The organism is Streptomyces sp. CB02261 (assembly GCF_001905665.1).
GTDB lineage: Bacteria > Actinomycetota > Actinomycetes > Streptomycetales > Streptomycetaceae > Streptomyces.
Window position 1 is genome coordinate 462,983 of record NZ_LIVX01000007.1, and the last position, 14,353, is coordinate 477,335.

The 14,353-nt window shown below is 73.2% G+C and carries 19 protein-coding genes; 5 read left to right on the plus strand and 14 right to left on the minus strand.

Translation table 11 applies throughout. From position 1 onward, the window contains the following. Positions 1-69: 69 nt before the first annotated feature. Genes AMK29_RS24655 through AMK29_RS24670 form a run of 4 tightly spaced genes read right to left on the minus strand, consistent with a single transcriptional unit; the run spans position 70 to position 3,552 of the window. The gene (locus tag AMK29_RS24655) at positions 70-1,134 is read right to left on the minus strand and encodes an NAD(P)H-dependent flavin oxidoreductase (protein WP_073816785.1); all 1,065 of its coding nucleotides are present in this window, start codon (positions 1,132-1,134) and stop codon (positions 70-72) included. Further along, on the minus strand, positions 1,131-1,901 hold the full coding sequence (locus AMK29_RS24660; protein WP_073816790.1) for a CoA-transferase subunit beta: 771 nt from the start codon (positions 1,899-1,901) through the stop codon (positions 1,131-1,133). Before AMK29_RS24660 ends, AMK29_RS24655 begins: the two co-directional genes overlap by 4 nt. Then, positions 1,898-2,746 (minus strand): CoA transferase subunit A, encoded by an 849-nt coding sequence (locus AMK29_RS24665; RefSeq protein ID WP_073817241.1) that lies wholly within the window; start codon positions 2,744-2,746, stop codon positions 1,898-1,900. Before AMK29_RS24665 ends, AMK29_RS24660 begins: the two co-directional genes overlap by 4 nt. A gap of 14 nt (positions 2,747-2,760) precedes the next feature. Next, the gene (locus tag AMK29_RS24670) at positions 2,761-3,552 is read right to left on the minus strand and encodes an enoyl-CoA hydratase family protein (protein WP_073816793.1); all 792 of its coding nucleotides are present in this window, start codon (positions 3,550-3,552) and stop codon (positions 2,761-2,763) included. A gap of 78 nt (positions 3,553-3,630) precedes the next feature. Between AMK29_RS24670 and AMK29_RS24675 the strand changes: the two genes are divergently transcribed. Genes AMK29_RS24675 through AMK29_RS24685 form a run of 3 tightly spaced genes read left to right on the plus strand, consistent with a single transcriptional unit; the run spans position 3,631 to position 5,857 of the window. Continuing rightward, entirely contained in the window at positions 3,631-4,431 is an 801-nt protein-coding gene (locus AMK29_RS24675) for an SDR family oxidoreductase (protein ID WP_073816797.1), read from the plus strand. Further along, on the plus strand, positions 4,428-5,339 hold the full coding sequence (locus AMK29_RS24680; protein WP_073816801.1) for an SDR family oxidoreductase: 912 nt from the start codon (positions 4,428-4,430) through the stop codon (positions 5,337-5,339). Before AMK29_RS24675 ends, AMK29_RS24680 begins: the two co-directional genes overlap by 4 nt. A 59-nt stretch (positions 5,340-5,398) precedes the next feature. After that, entirely contained in the window at positions 5,399-5,857 is a 459-nt protein-coding gene (locus AMK29_RS24685; protein ID WP_073816804.1) for a pyridoxamine 5'-phosphate oxidase family protein, read from the plus strand. Positions 5,858-6,057: 200 nt separating this feature from the next. On the opposite strand, the gene AMK29_RS24690 is transcribed toward AMK29_RS24685, so the two are convergent. After that, on the minus strand, positions 6,058-7,656 hold the full coding sequence (locus tag AMK29_RS24690) for a DHA2 family efflux MFS transporter permease subunit (protein ID WP_073816807.1): 1,599 nt from the start codon (positions 7,654-7,656) through the stop codon (positions 6,058-6,060). Between the two features lie 141 nt (positions 7,657-7,797). After that, entirely contained in the window at positions 7,798-8,277 is a 480-nt protein-coding gene (locus AMK29_RS24695; RefSeq protein ID WP_073816810.1) for a MarR family winged helix-turn-helix transcriptional regulator, read from the minus strand. A gap of 138 nt (positions 8,278-8,415) precedes the next feature. Here AMK29_RS24695 and AMK29_RS24700 point away from each other — a divergent pair, with 138 nt between their 5' ends. Then, on the plus strand, positions 8,416-8,973 hold the full coding sequence (locus AMK29_RS24700; protein WP_241845681.1) for a hypothetical protein: 558 nt from the start codon (positions 8,416-8,418) through the stop codon (positions 8,971-8,973). A 208-nt stretch (positions 8,974-9,181) separates the two neighbouring features. Then, positions 9,182-10,387: an FUSC family protein gene (locus AMK29_RS24705; protein ID WP_073816817.1), complete on the plus strand. Its 1,206-nt coding sequence runs from the start codon at positions 9,182-9,184 to the stop codon at positions 10,385-10,387. 17 nt (positions 10,388-10,404) lie between these two features. On the opposite strand, the gene AMK29_RS24710 is transcribed toward AMK29_RS24705, so the two are convergent. Genes AMK29_RS24710 through AMK29_RS24745 form a run of 8 tightly spaced genes read right to left on the minus strand, consistent with a single transcriptional unit; the run spans position 10,405 to position 14,234 of the window. After that, on the minus strand, positions 10,405-10,797 hold the full coding sequence (locus AMK29_RS24710; RefSeq protein WP_073816820.1) for a gas vesicle protein K: 393 nt from the start codon (positions 10,795-10,797) through the stop codon (positions 10,405-10,407). After that, on the minus strand, positions 10,794-11,009 hold the full coding sequence (locus AMK29_RS24715) for a gas vesicle protein (RefSeq protein ID WP_073816824.1): 216 nt from the start codon (positions 11,007-11,009) through the stop codon (positions 10,794-10,796). Before AMK29_RS24715 ends, AMK29_RS24710 begins: the two co-directional genes overlap by 4 nt. Then, positions 11,006-11,938, minus strand: coding sequence for a GvpL/GvpF family gas vesicle protein (locus tag AMK29_RS24720; protein ID WP_073816827.1), 933 nt, complete (start codon positions 11,936-11,938; stop codon positions 11,006-11,008). The genes AMK29_RS24715 and AMK29_RS24720 overlap by 4 nt, the downstream gene beginning before the upstream one ends. Beyond that, positions 11,935-12,369 carry a gas vesicle protein gene (locus AMK29_RS36815; RefSeq protein ID WP_073816831.1) on the minus strand — a complete coding sequence of 145 codons (435 nt, stop codon included), beginning with the start codon at positions 12,367-12,369 and terminating at the stop codon, positions 11,935-11,937. The genes AMK29_RS24720 and AMK29_RS36815 overlap by 4 nt, the downstream gene beginning before the upstream one ends. A 22-nt stretch (positions 12,370-12,391) precedes the next feature. Beyond that, on the minus strand, positions 12,392-12,640 hold the full coding sequence (locus tag AMK29_RS24730) for a gas vesicle protein GvpG (protein ID WP_073816835.1): 249 nt from the start codon (positions 12,638-12,640) through the stop codon (positions 12,392-12,394). Positions 12,641-12,685: 45 nt separating this feature from the next. Further along, positions 12,686-13,417, minus strand: coding sequence for a GvpL/GvpF family gas vesicle protein (locus AMK29_RS24735; RefSeq protein ID WP_073816839.1), 732 nt, complete (start codon positions 13,415-13,417; stop codon positions 12,686-12,688). A gap of 3 nt (positions 13,418-13,420) precedes the next feature. Beyond that, positions 13,421-13,879: a gas vesicle structural protein GvpA gene (locus AMK29_RS24740; RefSeq protein ID WP_073816842.1), complete on the minus strand. Its 459-nt coding sequence runs from the start codon at positions 13,877-13,879 to the stop codon at positions 13,421-13,423. 28 nt (positions 13,880-13,907) lie between these two features. Beyond that, positions 13,908-14,234 (minus strand): gas vesicle protein GvpO, encoded by a 327-nt coding sequence (locus AMK29_RS24745; RefSeq protein WP_073816845.1) that lies wholly within the window; start codon positions 14,232-14,234, stop codon positions 13,908-13,910. Positions 14,235-14,353: the final 119 nt, after the last annotated feature.

A 14,353-nucleotide genomic window follows, 5' to 3' on the forward strand; every position in this document is an offset into this window, starting at 1 on the left:
AGGGCGGACCGGGCGTGGAGCCGGGGTGGGTGGTCGGCTCGTGAGGGACAGTGGTGCCGAGGTGGCCGGTCAGCCCGTGTGGGACAGGCCGCGCAGCGTCGTGCGCGCCTCGGTCATGACGCGGTCGACGAGTTCGGCGCAGGAGGGCAGGTCGTCGATCAGGCCCGCGACCTGCCCGGCGGCCATCACCCCCAGGTCGGTACGGCCCTCCACCATCGACGCCTTGAGCAGCATCGGGGTGTTGGCGGCCAGCAGGACCTGGCTCCACGTCAGGTCCCGGCCGCGCTTCATCGCCACCCCGTCGCGGACCATCCGCGCCCAGCTCGCCCCGGACTCACGCCGGAACGCCGCCGCGTGCCGGACCGCCCGGACCAGCGAGGCGGCGCGGCCCGAGCGTTCGAGCGCGTCGACGAGCTCGGTGCGCAGCATCCGGTGGGGCAGGCCGTCCACCTTCGTGGTGAGGGTGACGTCGGTGACCGCCGCGGCCAGGTACCTGGCCTTCACCGCGTCGGGGACCGTGCTGTCGGAGGTCAGCAGGAAGCGGGTGCCCATGGCGATCCCGGCCGCGCCGTAGGCGAGGGCCGCGACCAGGCCGCGCCCGTCGTGGAAGCCGCCGGCCGCGACGACCGGGATGTCCACGGCGTCCACGACCTGGGGCAGCAGGACGCTGGTGGCGACGCTCCCGGTGTGGCCACCGCCCTCCCCGCCCTGCACGATCACCGCGTCGGCCCCCCACGCGGCGACCTTCTCCGCGTGCCGCCGCGCGCCGACGGAGGGGATGACGACGACCCCCGCGTCCTTGAGCCGCGCGATCAGTTCCCGGGAGGGGGCGAGCGCGAAGGAGGCGACCCGTACGCCCTCGTCGACGATGATCCGGACGCGCTCGGCGGCGTCCCCGGCGTCCGCCCGCAGGTTCACGCCGAAGGGCGCGTCCGTGCGGGACCTGACCTCGCGCACCGCGGAGCGGAGCTGGTCGACGGTCATCGTCGCCGAGGCGAGGATGCCGAGGGCGCCGGCGTTCGCGGTCGCCGTGACCAGGCGGGGACCGGCCACCCAGCCCATGCCGGTCTGGACGACGGGGTGCCGTACGCCGACCAGTTCGGTGAGGGCGGTGGAGAGAGCGGCGTCGCTCATGCCGGCACCTCGCGGTCCCGGAGCCCCATCGGGTCGATCTCCTCGCGGATCAGCCGCAGCTCCTCGGCGGTGGGATCGCGGGTGAAGGGCACCCCGTCCGGGACGGTGAGTGCGAAGCCGGTGGCCTCCGTCACCTGCTCGACCGTGACGCCGGGGTGCAGCGAGCGCAGGCGCATGCCCCGGTCCGGGGTCTCGAAGTCGAAGACGCCCAGGTCGCTGATGACGTCGGGCAGACGGTGGAACCGGGTCGCGGAGGGGCCGGCCGCGGCGGCCCGGTCGTACCCCACGCCGCAGACCAGGTCGACCCGCTCGACGAACACCCGCGGCGAGTGCCTGGGCACCCAGTAACTGGTCGGGTTGTTCAGGGTGTTGACCGGTGCGCCGCGCACACCGAGGAGCTGGCGCCGGGGCCGGTGCCAGTCGCCGACGCAGCTGATGTTCTGGTTGCCGTACCGGTCGAGCTGGCTCGCGCCCATCATCACGTGCCGCCGCCCGGTGGCGACCAGGGACAGGTGCTGGCGGTACGGCAACCAGCCCTCCACCACCCGGGGGACGGCACCGACCGCCGGCACGTCGCCGACGAGCAGCGCCTCGCCGTCGGTCAGCAGCAGGTCCGGGGAGAAGGTGAGCCGCGCGAGCCGGGCGCCGATCGTCGGGACGGTCCCCATCGGAGCGGCCAGGACCTCGCCTGCGCCGCGCCACGCCTCGGCGCAGGCGACCACGCAGTACTCGGCCCGTGTGACCGTACGCGTACGGGTGCCGCTCATGCTTCCTCCTCGTGGAAGGCCGCCACCGCGGCCTGGTACGCGTCCTCGTCGCCGGAGAAGAACCGCGCGGTGAACGCCCGCCAGGCCTCCGGGTCGCGGGCCGCCTGGGCGTACGCCCGCTGGAAGGTCTCGTCCCGGTCGTGGTCGGGGGCGCAGGAGGTGAAGTGCGCGCCGTTCGGGGTCTCGACGACACCGTGCACGAACGCGCGCTTGACCAGCAGCGTCTGCGGCCCCGCGTCCTTCAGGAGCTCCGAGGTCTCCACGATCCGCTCGCAGGAGACGTACGCGGTGTCGGCGGCCTCGCAGAACAGGTCGTCGAAGTACGGGTCGGGGCCCAGGTACTGGCCGTTGCCGTGCACGTCGGCGCGGTTGAGGTGGACCAGGGCGGCGTCCAGGCGCAGCGCGGGCACGGCGACGAGCTCTTCGCCGTCGTCGTACGGGGACGTGACCGTCCGCAACGACGGGTTGACGTCCATCACGCCCGAACCGAGCCCGGCCCGGACGGGCATGAACGGCAGCCGCTGTGCGGCGGCGGTCAGGCCCCACATGACCATGGCCTCGTCCAGTTCCACCATCGCGAGGGACCCGCGCTGCCGGGCCGCGCCGAAATGCGGCTCCAGGGGGATCGAGTCGAGCGTCGCGAAGGCCGCGACCAGCGTGCGGATCTTCCCGGCGGCGGCCAGCAGCCCGACGTCCGGGCCCCCGTACGAGACCACGGTCAGATCGGTGACGTCCGACCGCAGCAGCGCCCGCACCAGGGCCATCGGCTTGCGCCGAGAGCCCCAGCCGCCGATGCCGATCGTCATCCCGCTGCGGAGACGGCCCACGACCTCGTCCGCGGTCATCGTCTTGTCCCCGCTCACGTCCGCTCCTTCCGGTCCGTGCCGAGGGCGTCGCCCCGGCCGGTGCGCCCGCCCGTGCCGAACGTGCCGCGCACACGGTCGGCGACGCCGCTGAGGTTCGCCTCGAAGGTGAAGCCCTGCTCGAAGCGGTAGCTCCGGCGGACGTCCACCGGGTCGATGCCGTTGATGGCCGCCTTGGCGAGCCGGATCAGCTGTCCGTCCTTGGCGGCGATCTCCCGCGCCAGACCGAGCGCCGCGGCCGTCAGCTCCGCGCGCGGGACCACCCGCCACACCGAGCCGTGCCGGTGCAGCTCCTCGGCGGTGACCGTGCGCGAGGTGTAGTACAGGGTCCGCATCAGGTGCTGGGGGACGAGCCGGGCGAGGTGCGTCGCCGCGCCGAGCGCGCCCCGGTCCAGCTCGGGCAGGCCGAAGGTCGCGTCGTCGGAGGCGACGATCGCGTCGGCGTTGCCCACGAGGCCGACGCCGCCCCCGAGGCAGAAGCCGTGCACGGCGGCGACCACCGGCACCTCGCAGTCGTAGACCGCCGCGAACGCATCGTAGCAGCCGCGGTTGGCGCCGATGAGGGCGTCGTGCCCGGCCGTGCGCCGGATCTCCTTGATGTCGACGCCGGCGTTGAAGCCGCGGCCCGCGGCGGTGAGCACGACGCAGCGCACCTTCGGGTCGGCCCCCGCGGCGCGGACCGCGGCGGCGAGGTCGTACCAGCCCTGGACGGCGAGGGCGTTGACGGGTGGGAAGTCGACGGTGACGACGGCGACGCCCTCGTCGGGGACGGAGGTGGAGACACCCATGAGGAGATCAGCTACCTTTCCACCAAACGTTTGTTAGGCGGAAGATAGCAGCGCAGCGCACGCTGCGGGAGGTGTCCCTTGGCCGTCGTCATCGATCTGTCGGGATCCGTCGCCGTCGTCACCGGCGGGACGCGGGGCGTCGGCGCCGGAATCGCCAGAGCCCTGCTCGAAGCGGGCGCGGAGGTCGTGACCTGCGCGCGCCGCCCTCCCGACGCGCCCGTCGAGGCGGCGGGGCGCACGGCCCGCCACCTCCCCGTGGACCTGCGCGACCCGGCTGCGGTCACGGCCCTCTTCGCCCGGGTGCGCGACGACCACGGAAGGCTGGACGTCCTCGTCAACAACGCCGGCGGCACGCCCTTCCGGCTGCTCGGCGACGCGGGAGCCGCACAGCAGGCCCGGGTCGTCGAGCTGAACCTCCTCGTCCCGCTGACCGTCTCGCTCGCCGCGTACGAGCTGATGCGCCATCAGGACCGGGGCGGGAGCATCATCATGATCGGCAGCGTCAGCGGCACCCGGCCCTCACCGGGCAGCGCGGCCTACGGAGCCGCCAAGGCCGGCCTGGACAACCTCGCCCGCTCCATGGCGGTCGAATGGGCCCCCCGGGTACGGGTCAACACGCTCGTCCTCGGCATGGTGCGCACCGAACTGTCCGCCCTGCACTACGGCGACGAGGACGGGATCGCCGCCGTGGGCCGCACCGTGCCGCTCGGCCGGCTCGCCGAGCCCGCCGACGTCGGCGACGCCTGCGTCTTCCTCGCCTCCGACCGAGCCGCGTACATCAGCGGCGCCAGCCTGCCCGTGCACGGCGGCGGGGAACGGCCCGCCTTCCTCGACGCCGCCACCGCCGACCACACGCCCAGCGAGAGGAACACACCATGACCGGACTGTGCGGCGGACGCGTCGTCGTCGTCACCGGCGCGGGCCGCGGCCTCGGCCGCGCCCACGCGCTCGCCTTCGCCGCCGAGGGCGCCCGGGTCGTCGTCAACGACCTCGGTGTCGGCCTGGACGGCACGGGCGGGGGCACGGGACCCGCCCAGCGGGTCGTCGACGAGATCACGGCATCGGGCGGGGCGGCGGTCGCCCACGGCGGCGACATCGCCACCGCGGACGGCGCGGCCTCGCTGATCGCCACCGCCCTGGACGCCTTCGGCCGCCTCGACACCCTCGTCAACAACGCCGGGTTCCTGCGCGACCGCATGCTGGTCAACCTCGGCGAGGACGACTGGGACGCCGTCATGCGCGTCCACCTCAAAGGGCACTTCCTGCCGCTCAGGCACGCCGTGGCGCACTGGCGCGCCGAGGCCGGGGCCGGACGCACACCCGAGGCACGTGTGGTCAACACCAGCTCCGGGGCCGGGCTCCTCGGCAGTGTCGGTCAGGGCAACTACGCCGCCGCGAAGGCCGGGATCGTCGGGCTCACCCTCGTCGCGGCCGCCGAGACGGCCCGCTACGGCGTCCAGGTCAACGCGATCGCCCCCGCCGCCCGCACCCGGATGACCGAGCGGACCTTCGCGGAGACGATGGCCGCCCCGGGCGGCACCGCCTTCGACGCCATGGCCCCCGAGAACGTCTCGCCCCTCGTCGTGTGGCTGGGTTCCGCCGCGTCGGCCGGGGTCACCGGCCGGGTCTTCGAGGCCGAGGCCGGCCGGATCACCGTCATGGAGGGCTGGCGCCCCGGCCCGACGGCCGACAAGGGCGCGCGCTGGACGCCGGTGGAGGCGGGAGAGACGGCCCGGAGACTCCTCGCCGACTCCGAGCCCCCGCGGCCGGTGTACGGCGCCCGCTGACCGCGAAAGTGGTCCGCGCGAATCGGAATGCGTTGCGGACCGGGGGAGTTGGCACCGGCATGACCCAAGGACCCGCGCCCCGCCCCCTGTCCGACGAAGCCCTCTCCGAGCTGCTCGGCACGCAGCAGTTCGGCACGCTCGCCTCCGTCAAGCGGAGCGGCCACCCTCATCTGACCACGATGCTGTACAGCTGGGACCCCGAGGCCCGCGTCGCCCGCTTCTCGACGACCGCGGACCGGGTGAAGGTGACGCATCTGCGGCGTGACCCGCACGCGGCGCTGCACGTGCGGGGCGACGACGTCTGGTCGTTCGCGGTCGCCGAGGGCGAGGCCGAGGTCTCCGACCCGACGACGGCCCCCGGCGACGCGGTCGGCCGGGAACTGCTCGCGATGATCCCCGAAGCGGCGAGGCCGGAGGACGAGGAGACCTGGCTGGCCCAGCAGACCGCCGAACGGCGCGTGGTCATCCGCCTGAAGGTGGACCGCCTGTACGGCACGGCCCTCGACATCGCCGGCTAGGGGTACGGGCCCCCGCCCGCCGACCGCCTCCGCCGCTACCCGCGCCAACCCAGGGCGGCGAGGCCGTGGTCGTCGATCTCGTGGAGCTCGGCGGCGCGTCGAGCCCCCGCGCGAGCCGCCCGCCGAGCTCTCCCGCGTACGCCATGTCCCGCCGCCGGGCTCGCCGTTCGGCCTCTTCCCGGACGAGCCGTTTCATGGAGTCACCCCAGGGCCTCGGCCTCGGGGGTGCGGCGCCGTACCCCGACGACGGCCAGCACGGCACCGAGGACGCACAGCGTGCCCGCGACGAGTACCGAGGTGTGCACCCCGTTCATGAAGGCCTCGTGGCTGCCCTCGGTGACGGCTGCCCTGAGAGCGGCGGGCATGTCGGCGTTCACGGGGGCGACGCCCATGGCGACGGCGTCCTTGGCCTCGTGCAGCCCGGTGGCCATCGGCGCGGGGACCCCGGCGGAGCCGAGCTCACCCGTCAGCGTCGTGCCGACGCGGCTGCTGATCAGGGAGACGAGCACGGAGGTGCCGAGCGCCCCGCCGATCTGGAGGGCCGTGGCCTGGAGGCCGCCGGCGACGCCGCCGTCCTTCACGGGGGCGTTGCCCACGATCGCGTCGGACGAGGACGCCATCACCATGCCGACACCCAGACCGAGCGCGATGAACGGCGGCCACATCACGGCGGTGGAGGACTCCGGGCTCCAGCCGAGCATCGCGAAGCAGGCCGTGGCCTGCAGCGCCATGCCGAGCGGCATGGTGAGCCGGGGGCCGAAGCGTTCGGTGAGCGCGGCGCCGAGCGGGGACGCGACGACGGAGGCCAGGCTCAGCGGCAGCGTCCGCACGCCCGCCTCGACGGGGGAGAGACCACGGACGTTCTGCAGGTAGATCATGACGAAGAAGATCACGCCGAGCAGGACGAAGAAGTTCAGGGCCGTGATGACGGTGCCGATGGCGAGCGCGCGGTTGCGGAACAGACGCATCGGGAGCAGCGGGGAGGCGACGCGCGTCTCGTACCCGGCGAAGACCGCGAGGACCGCCGCACCGGCGAGGATGGCACCCAGGGTGCCGGCCGAAGTCCAGCCCCAGGTCTCACCCTTGACGACGCCGAACACGACGGCGAGCAGACCCGCGGCGAGGAGGACCACGCCGGCCAGGTCGAACGGCTCCCGCGCGGCGGAGGCGTTCCGGCTCTGCGGCAGGACGGCCATGCTGAAGACCAGGGCGATCACCCCGATGGGGGCGTTGATGTAGAAGACCGACTCCCAGTTCACGTGCTCGACGAGCAGACCGCCGACGATCGGCCCGAGCGCCGTGGACACGGAGGAGACCATGGCCCAGATCCCGACGGCCATGCCGAACTTCTTCGGCGGGAAGACGGCGCGGAGCAGACCGAGGGTGTTGGGCATGAGCAGGGCCCCGAAGAAGCCCTGGACGGCGCGGAAGGCGATGACGCCCTCGATGGACCCGGCCAGACCGATGGCGACGGAGGCGAGGGTGAACCCGGCGACGCCGATCAGGTAGAAGGTGCGGCGGCCGAACCGGTCTCCCAGCTTGCCGCCGAGGATCAGCGCGGCGGCGAGCGCCAGCAGATAGGAGTTGGTGACCCACTGCAGATTCGCCGTGGATGCGCCCAGGTCCCGGCCGATCTCCGGGTTGGCGATGGCGACGACCGAGCCGTCGAGACCGACCATGAAGAGGCCGAACGCGACGGCGACCAGGGTCAGCCACGGGTTGGAGCGTGGGCCGCCGGCCGGAGTCGGGACCGGGGCGTGGGCGTGGGCCGGCGGAGCTGCCGGGGGTGCGGAGGGCATGGCGGAGCCATTCCTTACGTGTCAGAAGGGCGGGGCAGGGGTGGATCAGGGGGTGCTCAGGGGCAGCCGTCGACGGAACGCGGGCCAAGCCGCGCTCGGGGAGCCCGAGGGCGCCGGGCAGTCAGGGCCCGGCGGGCCTGATCAGCGCGCCGGGCGGTGAAGCTGCCGGTTGAGTGAGCCGAGGGCACCGAGCGCGGAGCCGAGGGCGTCCAGCTCACCGTCGCTGAGGGCACGCAGCGCGCGGGCCACATGAGTGCCCATGAGGTGCTCCACCTCGGCGATCTCGTGCCGGGCGGTCGCGGTGAGGTGCAGACGGGCGACGCGCTTGTCGGCCGGGTCCTGCCGCCGTTCGAGCAGCCCCTGCTCGGTCAGCTGCCCGACCAGCGCGCTGACGTTGTTGGGCTTCATCAGCAGGGCCTCGGCGGCGTCGCGCACGGTGATGCCGCCGCGGGTCTCCACGAGCCGCAGCAGCGCGAGCTGCGCCTCCGACGGCTTGGCGGGCTTGGGGTACGAGTCGTCCAGGTCCACCCGCCGCTCGACAGCCCGGGAGAGCGCCGGAAGACAGGCCACGAGCCCTGCGGCTACGCGGCGGATGTCCTCGTCGGACGCATTCTCGGGCACGTCGGCACCTTACGTATTCGAAGATAGCTATGTCAACATACCTATTGCGTCCTCAGGCGGATGCCCTCCTGGGAGACTGGGCGCCGGACGGACGCGCCCGGACGCGGCTGCGCGGGCGCTCGGGGGAGAGGCGGAACGGTGGACGCCGGAACGAGAAGGGCGCGGCGGGTGTGCCTCGCCACCGCGCTGAGCAGCGCGATCCTGCTGTCGGCGGCGGGATGTTCACCGGAGCTCCGGCCCCTGGCGGCGGTGTACGTCGACCAGCGGGGCACCGTACAGGCGCTGCTGCGCTCGTGCGACGACGACGGCCGGATAGCGAGCCCCTGGCTGCACGGCACCGTCGTCCGCCCGTCGGGCGAGGCCTCGTCGGACGACGCGGAGGACCCCGCGCCGGAGGCGTCGGCGACGGAGGAACCCTGGATCGGCTGGGACAGCCGAGGGGTCCACAAGGCGGCGGACTTCCCGCTCTTCACCCCGCCCCCGTCCTGGGCGGCCGAGACCCGCGGCCCCCGGACCCCGCAACCGGGCCACCGGTACGAACTCGGGTTCGCCGACCCCGACGACTCCTACGTCTACAACGGCACCGTGACCTTCGACGCCCGTCGGCTCGCGGAGGTGCCGCCCGGCGAGGTACTGACCCTCCACGGCACCATGACGAGAGAGGCCTTCGAGGACCTCGCGGCCGAGGCCTGCTGACCCGACGCACCGTCCCGCCGCATCGGACCGCGCGGCCGAGGCCCGGTGATCGTCCGGGCTGCGTGGGTTCCGTACGCCTGGGCAGGCGCATGCCGGTAAGCCCCGTACGGAGGGCAGTGGGCGGCGCACGGTGTGCCGAAGCCCGGCGGCGGGGGAGGGGTGGCACGCTCGGGTGGAGCGGGACACCGTGAGCGAAGCGAGGTAGCACGTGACGCAACGCAGTGAGCGGGGCGCCCGGTACGCCCGGCTGGGGCGGCGGCTGCGGAAGGATCCGTTCGTCGTACAGACGGTGCGGTCGACGGCGGCGGCGACCCTCTCGTACGTCGTCGCGCTCTGGCTCAGCAGCGAACCGGCGCCGCTGACCGCACCGCTGACCGCGCTCCTCGTCGTGCAGGTCACGCTCTACTCGACCCTCACCACGAGCCTGCGCCGGGTCAACTCCGTCGTCGTCGGCGTCCTCATCGCCATCGGGTTCAGCGTCCTCGTCGGACTCTCCTGGTGGAGCCTCGCCCTGGTCATCCTGGCCTCCCTCCTCGTGGGACGGCTCGTGAAGGTGGAGGAGTTCATCCCCGAGGTCGCCATCAGCGCCATGCTGGTGCTCGGCGTCACGCAGGTCGCCCACACGGCGTGGGACCGCGTCCTCGAGACCCTGATCGGCGCCACCGTCGGCATGCTCTTCAACCTGGTGCTCGCCCCGCCCGTCTGGGTGGACACGGCGGGCGAGTCGATCGAGGACCTCGCCCGGCGGATGCGGAGGCTGCTGCTCGACGTGGCGGAGGAGTTCGCGGGGGCGCCCCCCGTCGAGCGCGCCGCGGCCAAGCTGCACGAGGCGCGACGGCTCGACAACGACGTGGCCGACGTGGACGGCGCCCTGCGCACGGCCGAGGACAGCCTGCGCCTCAACCCCCGCGTCAAGGAGGGCCTGCTGCACCGCATCGTGCTGCGCACGGGGCTCGACACCCTGGAGATCTGCGCCGTCGTGCTCCGCGTCCTCACCCGTACCCTCACCGATCTGGCCAAGGAACGGGACGGCGACGAGCTGCTGCCCCGACCGACCGCCCTCGCCCTGCAGGAGACGGCGCAGCACACCGCCGACGCCTTCGTCAGCTTCGCCGTACTCGTCACGGCTCCCGGCAGCGAGGCGGCCGAGGCGGCCGAGACCCGGCTCGCGGGCGAGCTCCGCGCGGCTCGCGCCTGCCGCGGCGGCGCCGCCGACCTGCTGCTCGCCCTCGCCCTGAAGGAACCCGAACGCTGGCAGCTGTACGGAGCCCTGCTCGCCGAGATCGACCGCGTCCTCGACGAACTGGACCCCGAGCACCGGGGCCTTCGCCTCATGGAGGAACTCGACCGCCATACCCGTGAACGCCGGCGCCGGCTGCGCCCCCGCTTCCGGCGCGCTCCCGCGGAGGCCTGAGCGGCCGGCGGGGCCCCTCAGTCCCGGGGCAGCAGGGGGCCGAGCGGGCCGAGGTCGAGGTTGAGGTCCTCCAGCGCGAAACCGTGCTCGGCGCACAGGTCGGCGAGGCTGTCGTGCAGGGCCAGGAGGGTCGCTCCGAGCTCCTCCTCCTGGGCGTCGGTGAGGTCCCCTGCGTCCACGCGGCGCAGCGCCTGCCGCTCGATGAGCTGGCGCAGGAGCTCGACGATGGTGAGGACGAGTTTCAGCAGGTCCTCCTCGACGGTCTCGCGATCGGCACGCACGCGGTGGGCCGGGCGGTGCGCCCCGCCCTCGTGGGGGGCGGGCGGCGCCTGGGCGAGCCGGAAGGCCCGCGACATGGCGGCGCCGACGTCCTGGAGGCCCTGGCGCGGGGCGGCGGGGTCACTGCTCACGGGGGGCCGCCGTCCCGCCCGCCGGGGGGCGCCGTCTCGGAGCCGACGGACACGATGAGCGCGCGCAGTGAGATCCGGACGAGGTCGATGTCCGCGATGGACAGGACGATGTCGCCGGTGATGACCACTCCACCGCTGAGCAGCCGGTCCAGGAGGTCGACCAGGGCGACCTGCCGGCCGGGCAGCGGTTCGTGCCGCTCCGCGAGCGTCACGGCGCCGGCTCCCGGACGTCGCCCGCGTCGCCGGGGGAGGGGTCCTCGGCAGCCGGCATGGCGAAGGAGTACGGGGCCCAGGGGCCGGTGACCTCGACGAGGACGTCGGGAAAGTCCTGGGTGGCGTGGGTGACGGCGGCGCGGAACTCGTCGGCGTTCCGGTCGGGGACGAGGTAGGCGTCGTTGAGGACGTTCTCCCGGGGACCGGTCAGCGCACCGCTCTGCGGCGCGTGCCGCACCCGCTCGGAGGTGTAGCGGGCGGCGATGGCCTCGACGGTCCGCGCGGCCTCCTGGGCCTGCTGGTAGACGCGTTCGCGGGCGTGGTGCTGGATGCCGCGCCGCCGCAGGTACGCCTTGCCGGGCGACAGGGACTCGGCACCGTTCTGGTCGGTGGGAGGCCTGTCGGCGGCGGATGCGGAGGCGGTGGGGGCGGCGGGGTCGGAAGCGGCGGGGAGATAGATCTTGACGCCGTACTCGGTGTGGGCGTCGAGCTGGGCGAGTCGCGCGGCGAAGACGTGGCGCTGCCGTACGAGGGCTCCGCGGGCCCGGCTGTCGTCCTCGTAGACGGTGGCCATGCGCAGGGGGAGGACGGTGGCGCGGGCGGCGACGGCCTGGACGACGTCGTGGTGCGCGCGGGCGACGTTCTCCAGCCACCGCAGGTCCTCGAAGTGCTCCTTGAGAGCGGCCTCGTCGAAGTCACCGCGCGGGACCGGACTGACGACGAACGCGAGGACGTCGGGGGCGTCGTCGGAGGGGGCCGGTGTGGCGGGGGCGCCGGAGGGGGCCGGCGCGACGGCGTCGGAGGCCTCGGTCAGGAGCGTGACCGGTGCCCGGTCGATGCCGTGCACGTCCGTCAGAAGCCCCCGCAGGGCCTCGGTGGGCCGGACGGCGGCGTAGACGTAGGTGAGGAAGTCCTGGCCGGTGCTCACTGCGGACGCCTCCGCTTCGTCCCGGCCCCCGGACCGGGTGCCGCGTCGCCGGGCTCACCGCGGTCCTCGCCGCTCTCGACGGGCTCCGGCTCGCCCGTCCGGTCGCGGCGCAGGGCCTCCAGCTCGGCCCGCAGGCGGCGGTTCTCCTGTTCCAGCGGGCTTCCGGTGTGCCGGGAGGAGAGCGAGGGGTCGTGCTCCCACCAGTCGATCCCCATCTCCTTCGCCTTGTCCACGGAGGCGATCAGGATCCGCAGTTTGATGGTCAGCAGCTCGATGTCGAGCAGATTGATGCGGATGTCGCCCGCGATCACGATGCCCTTGTCCAGGACCCGCTCGAGGATGTCCGCGAGGCTGGACGTGGAGCTCGACCCGTACGGCATCGGGGCGCGGGAGGGGAAGCCTCCGGTTCGGCCGGGTAGCGGTTCACTCACGACGGGGGCCTCGCTTCCGCGGTCAGACGGTCCGGTTCCGGAACTCTTCGATCTCCGCCAGCCGGTCGAGCAGCTCGTCCTCCCGGAGGTCGAACTCCTCCTCCGTCAGCTCTCCCGCGAGCAGCCTCCGCTCCAGTTCGCCGAGCTCGCGCCAGACCGGGGCGGGGTCGTAGTAGGCCTCCTCGGCCTCGTCGACGACCCGCTGGGCGACCCAGGTGACCATCCGGACCGGGGCGGCGGGCAGGGTCAGCAGGCTTGTCAGCAGTCCCACGGGTCGTCCTCCTCAGTCATGGCACTCACGGCACTCATGACGTACTCATGGCGCCGAGGCCTGTACGAAGCTGTATGGAGGCAGGGGACCGGCGAACCGGAGGCCGGTGCCGCCGTCGATCTCGCGGGCCAGGTTGTCCCGCGCGGTGAGGAAGGCGTCCTTCCGCTCGTCCGCCACCAGGAGCGAGAGATTGAGGAAGTCGTTTCCGGTGGGCGGACGGGTCACGTGCTCACGGGCGAACGGCAGCAGCGCCTCGGACAGGCCGCCGGCCAGCACCTCCTGCCGCGCCTGCACCTCGCGTGCCACCAGCTCCCCCAGCGCGAGCGGCAGCTGCGGGTCGGGGTCGCCGCCGCGGATCCGGCGGTGGAGGTCCCCCGCCTCGGCCGAGTCCTTGAGGATCTGGAGGAGCAGCGGCTCCTCGTCCTCCTGGAAGGCCCGCACGTGGTACTCGGCGCAGCCCTCGACGCGTCGCAGCGCCGAGAGGTAGCCGTCCTCGTTCTCCTCCAGGACCTGGCGGACCGTCGTCTCGTCAGGAGCGATGTAGCCGAACTGCAGCGGCAGGACCGGCCCTTCGGACATCAGGCGCTCCTGCACCTCCTGGTGGGCGAGGAGGTCCCGCCGCTTGGGCCGGATCTCTTCGGAGACCTCGCTGACGACCGCGCACAGGGGTCCCGCGGTGACCGTCTGCAAGGACGCCGGATGTGAACCGACACCGCTCAGACCGTCCAGGTGCCGTGGGTGCTCCCCAGCGGTGATCGAGTACACGTAGAGCGCCATCGGCTACTCCTTCTCTCGGCGTGCCGTGCGCCGTGCCGGGCGCCGTCGCCTAGGGGTCTCCGCTTCCTCCTCTTCCTCCTCCGGCTCCTCGTCCTTCGAGGATCCGCCGGTCAGGGAGTCGGACACCGCTTCGACGGCTCCGCTCAGGGCGCCCTTGGACTTGCCGCGGGCGCCGCCCTCCATCATGTTCCCCACGACGTCGGGCAGCTGGGCGGGGGCGTTGCGGCCCGCTTCCAGGTCGAGGCGGTTGCATGCCTCGGCGAAGCGGAGGTAGGTGTCGACGCTGGCCACCACGATGCGCGCGTCGATCTTGATCAGTTCGATGCCCACCACGGAGATCCGGACGAAGATGTCGATGACCAGACCCCGGTCGAGAATCAGCTCCAGGACGTCGTAGAGGCTGCTCGTGTTGCCGCCGCCCCCTCGGGCGACGGCGCTGCCGCCTTGCGGCACCATGGTCATGGCGCCTCCTTCCCTCGGCGGCCCGTACTCAGGTCGGCCGGTCGATCGTTCCTCTGCTGTAGCGGCGGGTGCGCTCGTAGGAGATCAGCTCGCCCTCCTCGTCCAGAGCGACCCGGTAGCTGGCCATCACGCTGGCGGTGTCCGGAATGCGTTCCAGTTCCACCACCTCCACCTGCGCCTCCCAGCCGTCCTGTGTCGGCTTGAGCGACGAGACGGAGTCGGGCGGTCTGCCGAGGAGTTGAGCCAGCTGCTCGGCCGCCGACTTCATGGCCGACGCGGCGTTGCGCACGCCCGAGCGCCGTCGGGAGGCAGCACGACGCGGCGTCTGCCGCTCGCGCCCTTCACCTTCTGCCATGGAGCACTCCCCTGGGGAGACCGCCTCTTAGAACCTAGAATGTCACTAAATGCGCCTATAAGCCTTTTGTCGAAGGCAGGAGCTCCTGAAGGCCAGGCGTCATCACCAGGTCCGCACGC